The organism is Sphingomonas sp. LR60 (assembly GCF_036855935.1).
Taxonomy (GTDB): domain Bacteria; phylum Pseudomonadota; class Alphaproteobacteria; order Sphingomonadales; family Sphingomonadaceae; genus Sphingomonas.
Window position 1 is genome coordinate 1,397,022 of record NZ_JASPFK010000001.1, and the last position, 17,215, is coordinate 1,414,236.

General features: G+C 67.6%; 18 protein-coding genes, 1 tRNA gene and 2 pseudogenes. 14 read left to right on the forward strand and 7 right to left on the reverse strand.

Annotated features, from left to right (window positions below; all coding sequences use genetic code 11):
* Positions 1-4: 4 nt before the first annotated feature.
* Entirely contained in the window at positions 5-286 is a 282-nt protein-coding gene (locus tag QP166_RS06335) for a chorismate mutase (protein WP_333915155.1), read from the reverse strand.
* An 81-nt stretch (positions 287-367) separates the two neighbouring features.
* Here QP166_RS06335 and QP166_RS06340 point away from each other — a divergent pair, with 81 nt between their 5' ends.
* Positions 368-1,378, forward strand: a complete 1,011-nt coding sequence (locus QP166_RS06340) for a polyprenyl synthetase family protein (RefSeq protein WP_333915156.1) — start codon at positions 368-370, stop codon at positions 1,376-1,378.
* A 260-nt stretch (positions 1,379-1,638) separates the two neighbouring features.
* Here QP166_RS06340 and lepA read toward each other — a convergent pair whose 3' ends face one another.
* From lepA to pnuC, 3 genes are all read right to left on the reverse strand, one after another.
* Positions 1,639-3,450, reverse strand: a complete 1,812-nt coding sequence (lepA, locus tag QP166_RS06345; protein ID WP_333915157.1) for a translation elongation factor 4 — start codon at positions 3,448-3,450, stop codon at positions 1,639-1,641.
* 98 nt (positions 3,451-3,548) lie between these two features.
* Positions 3,549-4,064 carry an AAA family ATPase gene (locus QP166_RS06350; RefSeq protein ID WP_333915158.1) on the reverse strand — a complete coding sequence of 172 codons (516 nt, stop codon included), beginning with the start codon at positions 4,062-4,064 and terminating at the stop codon, positions 3,549-3,551.
* The gene (gene pnuC, locus QP166_RS06355; protein ID WP_333915159.1) at positions 4,061-4,639 is read right to left on the reverse strand and encodes a nicotinamide riboside transporter PnuC; all 579 of its coding nucleotides are present in this window, start codon (positions 4,637-4,639) and stop codon (positions 4,061-4,063) included. The genes QP166_RS06350 and pnuC overlap by 4 nt, the downstream gene beginning before the upstream one ends.
* Before the next feature lie 118 nt (positions 4,640-4,757).
* Between pnuC and QP166_RS06360 the strand changes: the two genes are divergently transcribed.
* From QP166_RS06360 to QP166_RS06385, 6 genes and pseudogenes are all read left to right on the forward strand, one after another.
* Positions 4,758-4,834: transfer RNA gene (locus QP166_RS06360), tRNA-Pro, on the forward strand.
* Positions 4,835-4,912: 78 nt separating this feature from the next.
* A complete protein-coding gene (locus QP166_RS06365) occupies positions 4,913-5,128 on the forward strand; it encodes an oxidoreductase (protein ID WP_333915160.1) in 216 nt (71 codons plus the stop codon).
* 34 nt (positions 5,129-5,162) lie between these two features.
* Positions 5,163-6,022 (forward strand): annotated as a pseudogene (locus QP166_RS06370) (oxidoreductase).
* A 46-nt stretch (positions 6,023-6,068) separates the two neighbouring features.
* Entirely contained in the window at positions 6,069-6,833 is a 765-nt protein-coding gene (modA, locus tag QP166_RS06375) for a molybdate ABC transporter substrate-binding protein (RefSeq protein WP_333915161.1), read from the forward strand.
* Positions 6,830-7,510, forward strand: coding sequence for a molybdate ABC transporter permease subunit (gene modB, locus QP166_RS06380; RefSeq protein WP_333915162.1), 681 nt, complete (start codon positions 6,830-6,832; stop codon positions 7,508-7,510). The genes modA and modB overlap by 4 nt, the downstream gene beginning before the upstream one ends.
* Before the next feature lie 115 nt (positions 7,511-7,625).
* A pseudogene (locus QP166_RS06385) lies at positions 7,626-8,104 on the forward strand (ATP-binding cassette domain-containing protein).
* Positions 8,105-8,268: 164 nt separating this feature from the next.
* Here QP166_RS06385 and mtgA read toward each other — a convergent pair.
* From mtgA to QP166_RS06400, 3 genes are all read right to left on the reverse strand, one after another.
* Positions 8,269-8,943: a monofunctional biosynthetic peptidoglycan transglycosylase gene (gene mtgA, locus QP166_RS06390; protein ID WP_333915163.1), complete on the reverse strand. Its 675-nt coding sequence runs from the start codon at positions 8,941-8,943 to the stop codon at positions 8,269-8,271.
* A 62-nt stretch (positions 8,944-9,005) separates the two neighbouring features.
* On the reverse strand, positions 9,006-9,908 hold the full coding sequence (gene rpoH / locus QP166_RS06395; protein WP_028966128.1) for an RNA polymerase sigma factor RpoH: 903 nt from the start codon (positions 9,906-9,908) through the stop codon (positions 9,006-9,008).
* Between the two features lie 71 nt (positions 9,909-9,979).
* Positions 9,980-10,927, reverse strand: a complete 948-nt coding sequence (locus tag QP166_RS06400) for an RluA family pseudouridine synthase (RefSeq protein ID WP_333915164.1) — start codon at positions 10,925-10,927, stop codon at positions 9,980-9,982.
* Positions 10,928-10,947: 20 nt separating this feature from the next.
* Between QP166_RS06400 and QP166_RS06405 the strand changes: the two genes are divergently transcribed.
* The 7 genes from QP166_RS06405 to QP166_RS06435 all read left to right on the forward strand — a co-directional run bounded on the left by QP166_RS06405 (position 10,948) and on the right by QP166_RS06435 (position 17,206).
* Positions 10,948-11,400, forward strand: coding sequence for a M67 family metallopeptidase (locus tag QP166_RS06405; RefSeq protein WP_333915165.1), 453 nt, complete (start codon positions 10,948-10,950; stop codon positions 11,398-11,400).
* A gap of 8 nt (positions 11,401-11,408) precedes the next feature.
* The gene (locus tag QP166_RS06410; RefSeq protein ID WP_333915166.1) at positions 11,409-12,056 is read left to right on the forward strand and encodes a histidine phosphotransferase family protein; all 648 of its coding nucleotides are present in this window, start codon (positions 11,409-11,411) and stop codon (positions 12,054-12,056) included.
* 78 nt (positions 12,057-12,134) lie between these two features.
* Positions 12,135-14,423: a chemotaxis protein CheA gene (locus tag QP166_RS06415; RefSeq protein ID WP_333915167.1), complete on the forward strand. Its 2,289-nt coding sequence runs from the start codon at positions 12,135-12,137 to the stop codon at positions 14,421-14,423.
* Positions 14,420-14,854 (forward strand): chemotaxis protein CheW, encoded by a 435-nt coding sequence (locus QP166_RS06420; RefSeq protein ID WP_333915168.1) that lies wholly within the window; start codon positions 14,420-14,422, stop codon positions 14,852-14,854. Before QP166_RS06415 ends, QP166_RS06420 begins: the two co-directional genes overlap by 4 nt.
* A gap of 71 nt (positions 14,855-14,925) precedes the next feature.
* Positions 14,926-15,291, forward strand: coding sequence for a response regulator (locus QP166_RS06425; RefSeq protein ID WP_333915169.1), 366 nt, complete (start codon positions 14,926-14,928; stop codon positions 15,289-15,291).
* 29 nt (positions 15,292-15,320) lie between these two features.
* Positions 15,321-16,382 carry a chemotaxis protein CheB gene (locus tag QP166_RS06430; protein WP_333915170.1) on the forward strand — a complete coding sequence of 354 codons (1,062 nt, stop codon included), beginning with the start codon at positions 15,321-15,323 and terminating at the stop codon, positions 16,380-16,382.
* Positions 16,382-17,206 carry a CheR family methyltransferase gene (locus tag QP166_RS06435; protein ID WP_333915171.1) on the forward strand — a complete coding sequence of 275 codons (825 nt, stop codon included), beginning with the start codon at positions 16,382-16,384 and terminating at the stop codon, positions 17,204-17,206. Before QP166_RS06430 ends, QP166_RS06435 begins: the two co-directional genes overlap by 1 nt.
* Positions 17,207-17,215: the final 9 nt, after the last annotated feature.

Here is a 17,215-nt window from a genome sequence, read left to right on the forward strand (position 1 = left end):
CCGTTCAGCCCGCCGCGGCGGCGCGGTGGTGGCGGATCACCTCGTCGATGATGAAGCGCAGGAACTTCTCCGAGAATTCGGGGTCCAGCTCGGCGTCCTCGCTCAACTGACGCAGCCGCGTGATCTGCGCCTCTTCGCGGCCGGGGTCGGCGGCGGGCAGCCCGGTATGCGCCTTGTGCGCGCCGACCGCCTGCGTGATCTTGAAGCGCTCCGCGAGCAGGCACACCAAAGCGGCGTCGATGTTGTCGATGCTCTTGCGATAGCCCTTCAGAACGTCGTCGGTCATCACGGCTTCCCCGTCAAAGCGATAATGGTCATGCAGCCCGCGCTTGCGTTGCGCGCGTGCCTCCCCTAAGGGCAGGAACAGATGAGCGCTACCTTGCACCGACTTCCCGGGCACACGCCCTCGCTCGATCCCATGATCGGGCTGGTTGCCGCCGACATGGATCACGTCAATGCCGTGATCGTAGAGCGGATGCGATCGGAAATTCCGTTGATCCCGGAATTGGCCGGTCATCTGATCGCGGGCGGCGGCAAACGGATGCGCCCGATGCTGACGCTCGCGGGGGCGCAGCTGGTCGGTTATGGCGGCGATCGCCATCACCTGCTCGCCGCGGCGGTGGAGTTCATCCATACGGCGACGCTGCTCCACGACGATGTCGTCGACGGATCGGACCTGCGCCGCGGCAAGCGTACCGCGAACATCATCTGGGGCAATCCGGCGAGCGTGCTGGTCGGCGACTTCCTGTTCTCGCGCTCCTTCGAGCTGATGGTGGCGGGCGGCAACATGCGCGCGCTGGAGATCCTGTCGAACGCCTCGGCGGTGATCGCGGAGGGCGAGGTCAATCAGTTGACCGCGGCGCGGCGCGTCGACCTGCCCGAGGAACGCTATCTCGACATCATCCACGCCAAGACGGCGGCGCTGTTCGCCGCGGCGTGCCGGATCGCGGCGGTGGTCGCCGAGCGCCCGGCGGCGGAGGAGCAGGCGCTCGACTCGTACGGCCGTAACCTCGGGATCGCGTTCCAGCTGGTCGACGATGCGATCGATTACACCAGCGACGCGGGCACGATGGGCAAGGATGCCGGCGACGATTTCCGCGAAGGCAAGATGACGCTGCCAGTGATCCTCGCTTATGCGCGGGGCGGCGACGAGGAGCGGGCGTTCTGGCGCGACGCGGTCGAGGGACGCCGGTCTAGCGATACCGATTTCGCGCAGGCGATCGATCTGGTCCGCCGCACGCGCGCGGTCGACGATACGCTGGCGCGAGCGCGGCATTATGGGCAGCGCGCGATCGAGTCGCTGGCGATCTTCGCCGACAGTCCGATCAAGGACGCGATGGTCGAGGCGGTCGAGTTCGCGGTGGCACGGGCGTATTGATGCTGCTGGTGGGCGTGTGGGCACGCCCTTCGACAGGCTCAGGGCGAACGGATAGGGTTCACCGATAGCGGTCGATCCGCCGTCATTGCTTGGACGTACGCTCAATGAAGTTTACCGGGTCGGGCACGCCCTTCGACAAGCTCAGGGCGAACGGGAGAGAGCCGGATTGTAACCCCCGTTCGTGCTGAGCTTGTCGAAGCACGTGTCGCGGACGGTCTTGGCCGTCGTCCCGAGTCACACCCGGAGCGACGGCCAGCGACTCAGTTCTCGTCGCCCATGCGAAGGGCAGCGATGAAGGCTTCCTGCGGGATGCTGACCGAGCCGTATTCGCGCATCTTCAGCTTGCCCTTCTTCTGCTTGTCCAGCAGCTTGCGCTTACGCGTGGCATCGCCGCCGTAGCATTTGGCGGTAACGTCCTTGCGCATCGCGCTGATCGTCTCGCGCGCGATCACCTTGCCGCCGATCGCCGCCTGGATCGGGATCTTGAACAGATGGCGCGGGATCAGTTCCTTGAGGCGCTCGCACATGCCGCGACCACGCGTCTCGGCGGTGCCGCGGTGGACGATCATGCTCAGCGCATCGACCGGTTCCTCGTTGACGAGGATGCTCATCTTGACGAGGTCGCCCTCGCGATAGCCGATCTGGTGATAGTCGAAGCTCGCATAGCCCTTCGACAGCGACTTGAGCCGATCGTAGAAGTCGAAGACGACCTCGTTGAGCGGCAGCTCATAGGTCGCCTGCGCGCGTCCGCCGACATAGGTCAGGTTCTTCTGGATACCGCGGCGATCCTGACACAGTTTGAGGATCGACCCGAGATATTCGTCGGGGACGTAGATCACCGCCTCGATCCACGGTTCGCTGATCGACTCGATCTTGTTGGGATCGGGCATGTCGGCGGGGTTGTGGAGGTCGATATGCCCGGCGCCGTGGCTCAACTCGATCTGGTAGACCACGCTCGGCGCGGTGGTGATGAGGTCTAGGTCGTATTCGCGGGTCAGTCGCTCCTGGATGATCTCCAGATGCAGCAGCCCGAGGAAGCCGCAGCGGAAGCCGAAGCCGAGCGCGGCCGAGGTTTCCATCTCGAAACTGAACGACGCGTCGTTGAGGCGCAGCCTCGAAATGCTCTCGCGAAGCTTCTCGAAGTCGTTGGCATCAACGGGAAAAAGTCCGCAAAAGACGACCGGCTGAACTTCCTTGAACCCCGGCAGCGCTTCGGTGGCGGGGCGCTTGGCGTCGGTCAGCGTGTCGCCGACCCGCGCCTGCGCGACGTCCTTGATCTGCGCAGTGATGAAGCCAATCTCACCGGGGCCGAGGTCGGGAAGCTGCTCGATCTTGGGCCGGAAGCAGCCGACGCGGTCGATCAGATGCGTGGTGCCGGCCTGCATGAACTTGATCTGCTGACCCTTCTTCAGCACGCCTTCCATGACGCGCACGAGGATCACGACACCGAGATACGGGTCGTACCAGCTGTCGACCAGCATCGCCTTGAGCGGGGCCTCGGCATCGCCCTTGGGCGCCGGGATCTTCTTGACGATCGCCTCGAGGATGTCGGGAATGCCGATCCCGGACTTGGCGCTGGCGAGGACCGCATCGGACGCGTCGATGCCGATCACGTCCTCGATCTCGGCGCGGACCTTCTCGGGCTCGGCGGCGGGCAGGTCGATCTTGTTGATGACCGGCACGATCTCATGGTCGTGCTCGATCGACTGGTAGACGTTGGCGAGCGTCTGCGCCTCGACGCCCTGCGCGGCATCGACGACCAGCAACGCGCCCTCGCATGCCGCCAGCGACCGCGACACTTCATAGGCGAAGTCGACGTGGCCGGGCGTGTCCATCAGGTTGAGCGTGTAGGTCTCACCGTCCTGCGCCTTATAGGCGAGGCGCACGGTCTGCGCCTTGATGGTGATCCCGCGCTCCTTCTCGATGTCCATATTGTCGAGCACCTGCTCGCTCATCTCGCGATCGGTGAGGCCGCCGGTCGCCTGGATCAGGCGGTCGGCGAGCGTCGACTTGCCATGATCGATGTGCGCGATGATTGAAAAATTGCGGATCGTGTTGAGCGGGGTAGTCATATCCCCGCGCGCCTAGCGCAGCCGTGACGCGAGCGATAGGGGGCGAGCGTTCCGAGGCCGCCGCGGAAGCCGCGGAAATGCGCCGCCGCCGGGGCCGCTCACATCGCGGCGCGGATCGCCGCCACCGCGTTGAGGTAACGCCGCGAGCCTTCGCCCTGGATCAGCACCCATGGTACGTTGCGACGCTCCAGCTCGCGCCGCGACAGGTCGAAGAAGCGTTCGCGTGCGCGCTGCGTGCCGAACATGCGGGTGCCGTCCTCTACCCACGGCAGGTCGATGTCGAACAGCAAATAGAGGTCTGCGGTGGCGTCCCACCGATCGAACCACGGATCGCGCCGCCCGAACATCATGTCCGCCCACACCGCGCTCATCAACGGATCGGTATCGAGGATCACCGGCCGCGCGCCGCTTTCCCGGGCGGTGCGTGCCTTGGCATCCTGCGTCCGCGCGATCATGACGAGATCAGCCATCGTCAGATCGATGCCATAGGTTTCGCAATAGGTTCGGCCGAATTCGGCGACGCTGACCGAATCGAACTGCTGCGCCAGCCGCGGGGCGACGGTCGACTTGCCGGTGCTCTCCGGCCCATGCAGGCATACGGTGCGCACGCTCATGCCGGCACCGTCCGCCAATCCGCACCGGCTGCGCGCCGCCAGTCGATCAACCCCCATAAAGCGAGCGCGAGATAGAAGAGGTAGAGCCCGGCAAAGGCATATAATCCCTTTGCCAGATAGAGCGGCACCGATGCGACGTCGACTGCGATCCACAGCCACCAATTTTCGAGCGCGCGCTTCGCCATGAGCAGCTGTGCGGCGACACTGGCCGCCGCAATCCCGGCATCCCACCACGGCAGCGCGGCATCGGTCCACCGGTGCATCGCGCTGCCCCATGCGAGCCAGCACAGGATGATGCCGCCCAGCCACAGGGTGCGGGCGCGGGTGTCGAGCGTGCGGACAGGGACGTCGCCGCTGCGCGCCTCCGCGCGTCGCCAGTTGATCCAGCCGTACAGGTTCGCCGCGGCGAAGAAGAGCTGGAGCAAGGCGTCCGAATAGAGCCGTGCGCGAAACACGACGAGCCCGAGCAACGCGACCGAGACGATCGCGGTCGGGAAGGTCCAGATGCTCCGTCTAGCCGCCAAAGCGACACAGGCGATCCCGAGGATGGTAGCGGTCCATTCAGCAAGCGACATCGCCGTGGAACCTAGCCGTGCGGGTATGTAAAAACAGCTACGATTCCCCGCTTGCGCTGCAAATTTCCGCTGATATAAGCCGCGCCCTGTCGACGGTACATCCGACCGGCACCCTGGTCGGGGAATAGCTCAGCCTGGTAGAGCACTGCCTTCGGGAGGCAGGGGCCGGAGGTTCGAATCCTCTTTCCCCGACCATTTATCTCCGCCGCATTTGTGCGGCACGATCTTCCCGCTGATGCGTAGGAGCCGCTCACCTTCAGGAGCGTGTTTCCGATGAGCGGACCCCGGTTATTCCAGCCAATCGAGATCGGCGGCCTGTCGCTCGCCAACCGCATCGTCATTGCACCGATGTGCCAATATTCGGCGGTCGACGGCGGCATGACCGATTGGCACACGATCCATCTCGGTCATCTGGCGCTGTCGGGCGCGGGCGTGCTGACGATCGAGGCGACCGCGGTCGAGCCGGTCGGGCGAGATCAGCTACGGTGATGTCGGGTTGTGGGACGATGCGACCGAGGCGGCGATGGCGCGCGTGCTCGAATCGGTGCGCCGTCATTCGGACATGCCGATCGCGATCCAGTTGGCGCACGCCGGGCGCAAGGCGTCGACCGACCTGCCGTGGAAGGGCGAGCGCCAGATCCCGGCCAGCGATCCGCATGGCTGGGAGACGGTCGCACCGTCGGCATTGCCTTACGATCCCAAGAACCCGGCACCCGTAGCGCTCGATCGCAAGGGTCTGGCGCGCATCCGCGATGCGTTCGCCGCGTCGGCGAAGCGGTCGGCACGGCTTGGGCTCGACCTGATCCAGATCCATGCCGCGCACGGCTATCTGCTCCACCAATTCCTATCGCCGCTCTCCAATCGTCGAGACGATGAATATGGCGGGTCGCTGGAGAACCGGATGCGCTTTCCGCTGGAAGTCTATGATGCGGTGCGTTCGGCCTTCCCGGCGGAGCGACCGGTGACAGTGCGTGTGTCGGGCAGCGACTGGGTCGAAGGCGGCTGGGATGCCGAGCAGACCGTCGTGTTCGCCAAGGCGCTGGCGGATCGCGGGTGCGCGGCGATCCATGTGTCGAGCGGGGGCTCGATCCGCGTCAGCAGATCCCGGTCGGCCCGAGCTACCAGGTGCCGCTGGCACGCGCCGTGAAGCAGGCGGTATCGATCCCGGTCGTCGCGGTCGGGCTGATCACCGAGCCGGAACAGGCCGAGGCGATCGTCGCGACCGGCGACGCGGATATGATCGCGCTGGCGCGGACGATCCTCTACGATCCCCGCTGGCCGTGGCACGCCGCCGCCGAACTTGGCGCGCGGGTGAAGGCGCCCGACCAGTATCTCCGCTCGCAACCGCGGCAGTACAAGCACCTGTTCGATATCGACGATTGAGGGGGCGATCGAGGGCGGCGCAATTGTCTTCGCGGGGGGCGGTGCCATGAGCATCGTCATGCGCTTTCTGCTTTCGCTGCTCGCCCTTGTCACCTTGGCCTTGCCGGCGGCAGCGCAGGAGCGCGCGCCGCTCGTGCTGGCGGCGGCGAGTATGCAGGAGGCGTTGACCGACGCCGCCGACACATGGGCGAAAGCGGGGCATGAGCGGCCGCGATTGTCGTTCGCGGCGTCGTCGGCGCTCGCGCGGCAGATCGCGGCGGGCGGGCGCGCCGATCTGTTCATTTCCGCCGACAGCGACTGGATGGACGATGTCGCGAAACGCGGACTGATCGTGGCGGGGAGCCGCGCGGTGCTGGTGCGCAATCAGTTGGTGGTGGTGTCGCGGCCGGGGCTGCCGCGGGTCGTCGCGACCAAGGGGGCGGCGCTCGGCAAGCTGCTGGGCGGTGCGCCGCTGGCGATGGCCGACCCGGACAGCGTTCCCGCGGGGAAATACGGTCGCGAGGCGCTGACGCGGCTCGGTGCGTGGGAGGCGGTGGCGCCGCGCGTCGTGCGGGCGGAAAATGTCCGCGCGGCCTTGGCGCTCGTCGAGCGTGGGGCGGCACCCTATGGCATCGTCTATGCCACCGACGCGCGCGCCGCGACCGGCGTGCAGGTCGCGGGGGTGTTCCCGCCGCGCAGCCATGCGCCGATTGTCTACCCGATCGCGCGGTTGACCGCCGGGACGAGCCCGGAGGCGGAAGGCTTCCGCCGCTTCCTGCTGTCGCGCGCCGGGCAGGCGATCCTCGCGCGGCGTGGCTTTTCGACGCGTTGAGCGAATTGCTGCCGATCGTTCGCCTGACCCTGCTGGTCGGCGGCACCGCGACGCTGGGGGCGCTGCCGATCGCCTTCGTACTCGCGTGGGTGCTGGCGCGGTGGCGGTTTCCGGGCAAGGTGCTGCTCGACGGGCTGGTGCATCTGCCGCTCGTGGTGCCGCCGGTGGTGACGGGTTGGCTCCTGTTGCTGGCCTTCGCTCCCGCCGGGCCGATCGGACGCGTGCTGGAGGCCGGCTTCGGGATCAGCGTGCTGTTCCGCTGGACCGGCGCGGCGATCGCGGGGGTGATGGCGCTGCCGCTGATGGTGCGCGCGATGCGGCTGTCGATCGAGGCGGTCGACCGGCGGCTGGAGCAGGCGGCGCGGACGTTGGGTGCGACGCGTTGGCGCGCCTATGCGACGGTGACGCTACCGCTTGCCGCCCCCGGGATTGCGGCGGCGCTGGTGCTAGGGCTGGCCCGCGCGATCGGCGAGTTCGGGGCGACGATCACCTTCGTCTCGAACGTGCCCGGCGAGACGCAGACGTTGCCGCTCGCCATCTATGCCGCGCTTCAGCGGCCGGGGGGCGAGGCGGAAGTGTGGCGACTGGCGGCAGTGTCGGTCGGGCTGTCGCTGGTCGCGTTGATCGTGTCGGAGGCGCTGGTGCGCCGCGCGGGGCGGGGCGTGCATGTCCTTTGACGTCGATGTCGAGGTGCAGCGGGGCGAGGCGATCGTCGGCGCACGCTTCGTGGCGGGCGACGGGCTTACGGTGCTGGTTGGCGCGTCGGGGGCGGGGAAGACCAGCCTGCTCGACATGATCGCCGGGCTGCTGCGGCCGATGCGCGGGCATGTGCGGGTTGCCGGGCGGACGTTGTTCGATGCCGATGCCGGGGTCGATGTGCCGCCGGAGCAGCGGGATGTCGGCTACGTGTTTCAGGACGCGCGCCTGTTTCCGCATCGGCGCGTGCAGGCGAATTTGCTGTACGGCGCGCGCGATGCTTCGCGGCTGGCGGAGGTGGCGGCGACGCTCGACATCGCGCCGTTGTTGCGGCGCTGGCCAAGGACGTTGTCGGGGGCGAGGCGCGGCGGGTGGCGATCGGGCGGGCGTTGCTCAGCGAGCCGGCGTTCCTGTTGCTGGATGAACCGCTGTCGTCGCTCGATCCGGTGCGGCGCGAGGAGGCGATGCTGGCGATCGAGCGTATTCGCGATGCGCGGGCGGTGCCGATCCTGATGGTGACGCATGATGTGCGCGAGGCGGAGCGGCTGGGGGATCGGGTGATTGCGATCGGGTGAAATAAGGTCGGACCGTACCATCCCCGTTCGCCCTGAGCCTGTCGAAGGGCGTGCGACGGGGCACGTGCTTCGACAAGCTCAGCACGAGCGGGGTTGGTGTTGCGCCGATCTTCCCGGAAAGGAAGAGGCCGGTCCCCGAGTCCGGAGCAACTGCGCGGTGATGGTCAGCGAAGGCAGCTATCCAGCCCGGTGCGGCGGACCGCGCCGACGTAGCGCGCGATCTGGTTGCCGCGGCGGCGGACGAAGCCGGTCGGGGCGACCGCCTCGCGCTTCTTCGGGAGCGGCAGGACCGCGGCGATCCGTGCAGCCTCGACCGGGCTGAGCGTCGCGGCGCTATGGTGGAAGTAACGCTGCGCCGCCGCCTCTGCGCCGTAGGTGCCGATCCCGGTCTCGGCGATGTTGAGGTAGACTTCCATGATCCGCTTCTTGCCCCAGATCGTCTCGATCAGCAGCGTGAACCATGCCTCCAACGCCTTGCGGAGATAGCCGCCGCCCTGGAAGAGGAAGGCGTTCTTGGCGGTCTGCTGGCTGATCGTCGAGCCGCCGCGGATCCGCTGACCCTCGGCATTGTGCGCCGCTGCACCGGCGATCGCGCGCCAGTCGAAGCCGTGATGGCTGCAGAAGCGTGCGTCCTCACCGGCGATCGCCGCGCGCGGCATGTCGGGATCGATCCGCGACAGCGGCGTCCAATCCTTGGTGACCGAGTGACCGCCGACGAGGTCGCCCATCATCGTCATCGTGAAGGGGACGGGGACGATCGCGTACACGCCCACCCAGACGAGCGACAGCACGACGAAGCCGAGGACGATCTTGATGAGCAAGCGCAGCGCGGTGAACATGCCGCACGTCGTACCGGCACCGGGCGGGGTCGCTCAACCCCTTCCCGGTGTCGTGCCGTGCATCAGGCGGTGAGCAGTCGCTTGTCGCCCGCCAGCCGCATCATCGCGCGCTGGAGCTTCTCGAACGCGCGCACCTCGATCTGGCGCACGCGCTCACGCGAGACGCCATAGACCTGGCTGAGTTCCTCCAGCGTCTTGGGATCGTCGGTCAGCCGCCGCTCGGTCAGGATGTGCTTCTCGCGATCGTTGAGGTCGTCCATCGCGTTCATCAGCATGTCGTGGCGGACGTCCGCTTCCTGCTGATCGGCGACGACGCTGTCCTGCAACGGCGCATCGTCCTGCAACCAGTCCTGCCACTGGCCCTCGCCGTCCTCGCGCATCGAAACGTTGAGCGACGTGTCGCCGCCCATCGCCATGCGGCGGTTCATGCTGACCACGTCCGCCTCGGTCACGCCGAGATCGGTGGCGATCTTCTGGACGTTCTCCGGCGTCAGGTCGCCGTCCTCGAACGCGTCGAGGCGTGCCTTCATGCGGCGAAGGTTGAAGAACAACTTCTTCTGCGCCGCGGTGGTGCCCATCTTCACGAGGCTCCACGAACGCAGGATGAACTCCTGGATCGACGCGCGAATCCACCACATCGCATAGGTGGCGAGACGGAAGCCGCGATCGGGCTCGAACTTCTTGACGCCCTGCATCAGGCCGATATTGCCCTCGGAGATCAGCTCGCTGACCGGCAGGCCATAGCCGCGATAACCCATCGCGATCTTCGCGACGAGCCGCAGGTGGCTGGTGACAAGCTGCGCCGCGGCATCGGTGTCGCCGTGCTCCTGAAAGCGCTTGGCGAGCATATATTCCTGCTCGGGCGCGAGGATCGGAAACTTCTTGATCTCCGACAGGTAGCGATTGAGGCTCTGCTCCCCGCCGAGCGCAGGAATCGTCGCGGGGACGTTGCTGCGGGTTGCCATGATCCTAAGTCTCCCTTCCTTGCGGAATACGCGCGACGTGCCCGGTGGCAACGTCGACCCGCGTTCCGCTTCTATACGATAAGCTGACTGAACAGTTCCTGCATGTCCGGCGGCATCGCGCTGTCGAAACCCAGCGTTTCGCCGGTGATCGGATGCACGAAGCCAAGATGCGCGGCGTGAAGCGCCTGTCGCCGGAAATTCAGCGTGTCCAGCACCTGCTTGTGAGCATGTTTTGTTCTACCATAAACCGGATCGCCCAGCAAGGCGTGGCCGATCGACGCCATATGGACGCGCACCTGATGCGTGCGCCCGGTTTCAAGCCGGCACTCCACCAGGGTCGCATCACGCAGTAGCTCCAGCGTGCTGTAATGCGTCACCGCGCGCTTGCCGCCCTGCACGATCGCGACCTTCTTGCGATTATCGGGCGAGCGCGCGAGCGGAGCATCGACCGAGCTGGCCGCCGGCATCGGACGCCCGCCGACGATCGCGCGGTAGCGCCGGTCGATGCTGTGTGCGGCGAATTGCTTGGCAAGACCCTCATGCGTGCGGTCGGTCTTGGCGGCGACCATCAGGCCGGAGGTGTCCTTGTCGATCCGGTGGACGATCCCCGGCCGCGCGACTCCGCCGATCCCCGAGAGCGAGCCGTGGCAATGGTGAAGGAGTGCGTTGACCAACGTCCCGTCGAGGTTTCCCGCAGCGGGGTGGACGACCAGCCCGGCCGGCTTGTCGATCACGATCAGATGCTCGTCCTCATATGCGACGACGAGCGGGATGGCCTGCGCCTCGTTATGCGCCGGCGTGGGGGCGGGGACCGCGACCGCGAACCGTTCGCCGCCGCGCGCCTTGCGCGACGGATCGCGCATCGCGGTGTCACCCTGCGTGACCTGCCCGGCGTTGATGAGCACCTTCAGCCGTTCGCGCGACAGCGTCGGCACCGCATCGGCGAGCGCACGGTCCACCCGCCAGCCATCCGCTGCCGGTGCGATCGTCGCTTCGAGAATGATGACCCCCCGGTCCATTGCTTTGCTAAATGGCGATGATGGTCAGGATTACAATCGCTCAGCGAAACGAACTGTGCGCGCGGGCCGCCGAAACGGATGACGAGATTTGCGGCTTGTTGCTCGGTTCCGGGAGCGACGTCGCGCGGCTGGTGCCATGCACGAATGTCGCCGCCGATCCGGGAGTTCGGTTCGAGATCGACCCGGGAGCATTGATCGCCGCCCATCGCGCGGCACGCGGCGGGGGCGAGCAGGTGATCGGTCATTATCATTCGCATCCCTCCGCCGTCGCCCGGCCCTCGCCGCGCGACGCGGCGGATGCGGCACCGGACGAGAGCATCTGGCTGATCGTCGCGGGCGAGGTGGTGACGGCGTGGCGCGCGGTGGCGGATGGCGCGGTGCACGGGCGGTTCGATCCGCTGCGGCTGGACGTAACCGGTTGCGCCGATCCGGGCGACTCGCCACAAGGCGTTAATCCTGTTTCGCCGAGGTAACCTCCCCGATGTCCATCAGCCCGGTCGATTTTGCCTCGCTCCTTTGTTCGCGGCTTTGCCACGATCTGCTGTCGCCGGTCGGCGCGCTCAACAACGGGCTGGAGCTGCTGAACGACGAGACCGATCCCGAAATGCGCGCGCGGTGCCTCGATCTGCTGAACGAAAGCGCGCGCACGTCGGCGAACAAGTTGAAGTTCTTTCGGCTGGCGTTCGGCGCCGCGGGCGGATTCGGGGAGCGGGTCGACGTGCGCGAGGCGCGGCAGGCGGTCGAGGCGCTGCTGGGCGACAACAAGCGGCTGAACCTGCAATGGATGGTCGAGGCCGAAGAACTGCCGAAGGGGGCGGTCAAGGTGCTGCTCAACCTCGCGCTGATCGCGGGCGATACCCTGGTGCGCGGCGGTACGGTGACGATCGGCACCGAGGAAAGCCCCGAGGCGACCGAGATTGTGTTGCGCGCCGAAGGTCCGCGGATCGTGCTCGACCCCGATCTGCGCGCCACGCTGACCGACGGGCCGGCGGACGATGCCGCGGTTGCGCCGCGCGCCGCGGCGGCGTTCCTCATCCACGAACTGGTGCGCGAGGCCGGGGGATCGGTGGTGGTCAGCGAGCCGGTGGATGGCGCGCTGCTGTTCGGCGCGGCGCTGCCGCACCGCTAAGTTCAACGGTGGCGCGGTAAAGACCCTTTTAACGCCTGTCGTGCGATGCCGTCTGCCTGACTTGGGCAATGGGACCGCATGGACGATCTGCTGCAGGAATTCATTGCCGAGACGCGCGAGACGCTCGAGGCGATCTCGGGCGAGATCGTGGGTTGGGAGGCCGACCCCGGCGATCGCTCGCGGCTGGATGCGATTTTTCGGTTCGTCCACACGATAAAGGGCAGCTGCGGCTTCCTCGACCTGCCGCGGCTGGCGCGGCTGAGCCACGCCGCCGAGGACGCGCTCGCGGCGGTGCGCGCGGGCGAGCGTGCGCCGGATCAGGCCCTGGTGACGGTGATCCTCGCGATCATCGACCGGATCGGCGAGATCGTCGAGGCGATCGATGCCGGCGAGGCGCTGTCCGAGGCCGGCGAGGCGATGCTGATCGCGGCGCTGGACGGCGCGATTGCGGGCGAGACGGGCACGCTGGCCGAACTGGCGGATGCGCCTGCGGTCCCGTCTGCGACACGCGCCGCGCCGAAGCGTTCGGTCCGCCTGTCGGTCGACCTTCTCGACCGGATGATGAGCGGCGTGTCGGATATGGTGCTGGCCCGCAACCAGCTGGCGCGCCACCTGCGGATGATCGACGATCCGCGGCTCGAATCGATGCTGGAGCGGCTGAGCATCTCGGTCGACGAATTGCGCGACACGGTGACGCGGACGCGGATGCAGCGCGTCGAATCGCTGTTTTCGGCACTTCCGCGATTGGCGCGCGATTCGGCGGCGGCGCTCGACAAATCGGTGGTGCTGACGATCGAGGGCGGCGACGTCGAGCTGGACCGCGAGATGATCGAGCTGCTGCGCGATCCGCTCGTGCATCTGGTCCGCAACGCGGTCGATCACGGGATCGAGGATCGCGCCGGACGGATGCGTGCGGGCAAGCCCGCCGCCGGGCAATTGCGGATCGTCGCGCGACAGGCCGGCAACCTCATCATCATCGAGATCGTCGACGACGGACGCGGGATCGACAGCGAGCGATTGCTCGCCAAGGCGTTGCGCGAACAACCGGAGCGCGCCGCCGAACTCGCCGCCCTGGACGAGGAAGGGCGGCTGAAGCTGATCTTCGAGCCCGGCCTGTCGTCGCGCGACGAAGTGACCGCGCTGTCCGGACGCGGCGTCGGAATGGACGTGGTGAAGGCCAATGTCGAACAGGCCGGCGGACGCATCTCGCTGACGAGTCGACCGGGGCAGGGGCTGACGATCGCGCTGGAAGTGCCGTTGACGCTCGCGATCCTCAACGCGGTGCTGGTCGATGCCGCGGGCACGCGCTTCGCGATCCCGCGCCAATCGGTCGACGAGATCGTGGCGGTGGACGGCGGCGCGGTGCGGGTCGACCGTATCGCGGCCGGAGCGGTGGTGCTGCTGCGCGGGCAACGCCTGCCGATGGTGTCGCTGCCGACGCTGCTGGGACAGGACGAGACTCAGGCGGCGCCCGGCTTCCTCGCGATCGTGTCGTTGCGCGAAGGGCGATTCGCGCTGGCGCTCGATGGCGTCCGCGATACGCAGGAATTGGTGGTCAAGCCTGCCGCCCCGGCGGTGATGTGCGCTGGCATCTATGCCGGCCAGATGTTGCCCGACGACGGGGCGCCGATCCTGCTGCTGGATTGCTCCGCGATTGCGGCGCGCGCGGCGCTGGCGTTCGAGCGCCCCGATGCCGCGGTGGCGGAGGCCGAGATGGTCGAGCCGGTCCGCGCCTTGCTGTTCGACGACATCGACGGCGTGCGCCGGATGATCGTGTCCGACGCGGTCGACCGGATCGAGGGCGTCGCGCCTGGCGCCGTGCGCGCGCTGGCTGGTGGTCTATGGCTGACGATCGGTGACCGTTCGATCCCAGTCTGGGCCGGAACCGGCGCCGTCGCGGGCGAGGTGCGGAAGGTGCTGCGCCTCCAGCTCGACGATCAGGAACTCGCCTATCCGATCGCCGATCCGATCGAGATCGTGCCGTTGCCACAGGAGATCGCACCGGCGGCCAACCCGCATGGTGTGATCGCAGGACTGGCGGTGATCGACGGAGAGCCGATCGAACTGGTCGATCCGCTCGCCTTGTTCGACGACGCGCCTGCGATCGCCGAGCGCCCGCTGTGCCTGCTCCACGGTGCCGAGAGCGGCTGGATGGAGGCGTTCCTGAAACCGGCGATCGAGCAGGCGGGATATCGTGTCGTCCGTCGCGCACCGCCGGGCACGCCGGTGACGCTGGCGCTGACGATGGAGGATGACGCCGACGCGCCACCGGTGCCGGCGCTGCGCCTTAGCCGCGAGCGCGGCAAACCGCTCTATCGGTTTGATCGCGCCGCGTTGATCGCCGCACTGAAGGGATATGCCGCATGAACGAGGCCCTGCATCTGGTCGCGCGGGTTGGTGACCGCGGGTTGCTGTTCGATGCCGAACGCGTCGATTCGGTGGTGGAGGTCCACAGCACCGTTCCCGCACCGGGCGCTGCTCCCGCAGTGGTCGGGCTAGCGGCGATGCGCAGTCGCGTCGCGACGGTGATCGACGTGCGCGCGCTGTTCGGCGGTACGCCGATGGAGCGCGACGGCAAGGGCGGCCGCGCGGTCGCGACGCTGGTCGACGGGCATCTCTACGCCATCGCCGTCGACGCGCTGGAGGATGTCGCAACCTTCACGCTCGCGCCCGCGCCGATCGCACAGGGCGCGGCGGGCGAATGGGACTTCGTCACCGGCGTTGCGGAGGGCGATGGCGAAACGCTGATGGCGGTCGACATCGACCGGCTGGTCGCGCGCGCCAGTGCGCTGAGCTGAGCGCCTTCGTTAACTCCATCCTTACTGCGGCGCGGCCAAGATCGGTCAGCACCAGAACTATCGGAAAAGACATGAAGACCTGCCTGATCGTCGATGATTCGAAGGTGATCCGCAAGGTGGCGCGTCACATTCTGGAGGCGCTCGACTTTTCCGTTTCGGAGGCGGGCGACGGTCGCGAGGCGCTGACGCAATGCCGGCAGTCGTGCCCCGACGTGATCCTGCTCGACTGGAACATGCCGGTCATGAGCGGCATGGAATTCCTGCGCGCGCTCGGCGAGGAGCCGATGCCGCATCGTCCGAAGGTGGTGTTCTGCACCACCGAGAACGGCATGGCGCACATCCGCGCCGCGATCGAGGCGGGTGCCGACGAATATGTGATGAAGCCGTTCGACCGGGAGACGTTGCACAGCAAGCTCCAGATCGTCGGCGTCGCCTGAACTAGACCGGGCAGGTGCCGGAACCCGTCATGATCCCGCGTAGCGACTCGGCCGGCTCGGCCCGGCGTGTGCCGCGTGTGCTGATCGTCGACGATTCGGCGGTCGCACGCGCCGCACTGTCGCGCTTCATCAGCGGCAGTGGTCGGTTCGATCTCGCCGCGGCGCTGCCGGACGCGCAGCGCGCGCTCGCTTTCCTGCGTACCGAACCAGTCGATTTCATCCTGCTCGACCTCATCATGCCGCATCAGAGCGGGATCGAGGCACTGCCCGAGCTGCTGAAGGCCGGCGCGGGCGCGCGCGTGCTGGTGGTATCGAGTTCGGCCGCCGAGGGGGCAGCGGTGACGATGCGCGCGCTGGCGCTCGGCGCCGCCGACACGTTGGTGAAGCCCAGCATCGGCGCCTTCGCCGGTCGGTTCGGCGAGACGTTGCTGGCGCGGCTGGATCTGCTCGCTGCTCACGGCGTCAATCGCCCGCTCCCACGCCGTGCGACGATCATGACGCCGCCGCCGTTCGATGCGATCGCGATCGGCGCATCGACGGGTGGCATCCACGCGCTCGCGTCGTTGCTGGAGCAGGTGCCTGCGACGATCACGCAGCCTATCTTCGTCACGCAGCATCTCCCGCCGTCCTTCTCGCCCTATTACGCCGCGCAGGTCGGCGTGTTCGCCAAGCGACCGTCATCGATCGCGCACGAGCGGCGACGCGTGGTCGGCGGCGAGGTGCTGATCGCGCCGGGCGACGCGCATCTGCTGGCCACTATGCAGCCCGATGGACATATCGCCACGCGCCTGTCGCAAACGCCGAGCCCGACCGGGAACCTGCCGTCGGTCGATCCGATGCTCACCAGTCTCGCGCAAACCTATGGCCCGCGCCTGCTGGCGATCGTGCTGACCGGTATGGGGCGCGACGGGCTCGAAGGTGCGCGCGCGGTGCGTGCCGCTGGCGGGACGATCGTGGTGCAGGATCGTGAGTCGTCGGTCGTCTGGGGTATGCCGGGCGCCGTGGCGGAGGCAGGGCTCGCCGACGCGGTGCTCGCGCCGCAGGAGATCGGCACGATGATCGCGGCGCGCCGCACCGGTGCGCGCGGCTGATGGCGGAGATCGACCCCGGCTCGGCGCGCGTGTTCGCGGCGCTGCTGGAAGCGCGCACCGGGCAGCGGATCGCCAACGGCCGCAGCTGGCGCTTCGAAGCGTCACTGGGGCCGCTGCTGCAGGCCCATGCGCTCGACCGCGTCGACCAACTCGCCGCACGGCTCATCGAGGGCAAAGACAAGCAATTGGCGGACCGGATCGTCGACGCGCTGCTCAACCAGGAGACCTCTTTCTTCCGCGACGCCGGCATCATCGAGGGGGCGGCGGAGGCGGTCGCCGGACGGGTGCCGCTCCGTGTGTGGTGCGCCGCCTGCGCGACGGGGCAGGAGCCATTGTCGCTGGCGATGCTGTTTGCCGAAGCGGGCGGCGCGATGCCGGAGATTGTCGCCACCGACGTTTCCGCTGCGGCGATCGCGCGGGCGCGCGAAGGCACTTACTCGCAATTCGAGATCCAGCGCGGGTTGCCGGTGCGGCGGATGGTCAAATGGTTCGAACCTGCGGCCGAAAACCATTGGCGCGCGTCGGCCGCGTTGCTGGGCGCGATCCATTTCCGCCGCCACAATCTGATCGTCGATATGCCGCCGGCCGGTGAGTTCGACCTGATCCTCTGTCGTAACCTGTTGTTCTATTTCGCGCCCCATCAACGCGAGCAGGTGCTGGCGCGGCTGGCAGGCGCGCTGAAGCCCGATGGTTTGCTGTTGCTCGGCGCGGGCGAGACGGTGATCGGCCAGTCGGAACGGCTCCGCCCGAGCGTCCGCGCGCGCGGCTTCTACGAACGCGTTCCGAGCCCTGGCGACAGCAACCGGGTTTACACCGGGCACTGATTTCGCGAA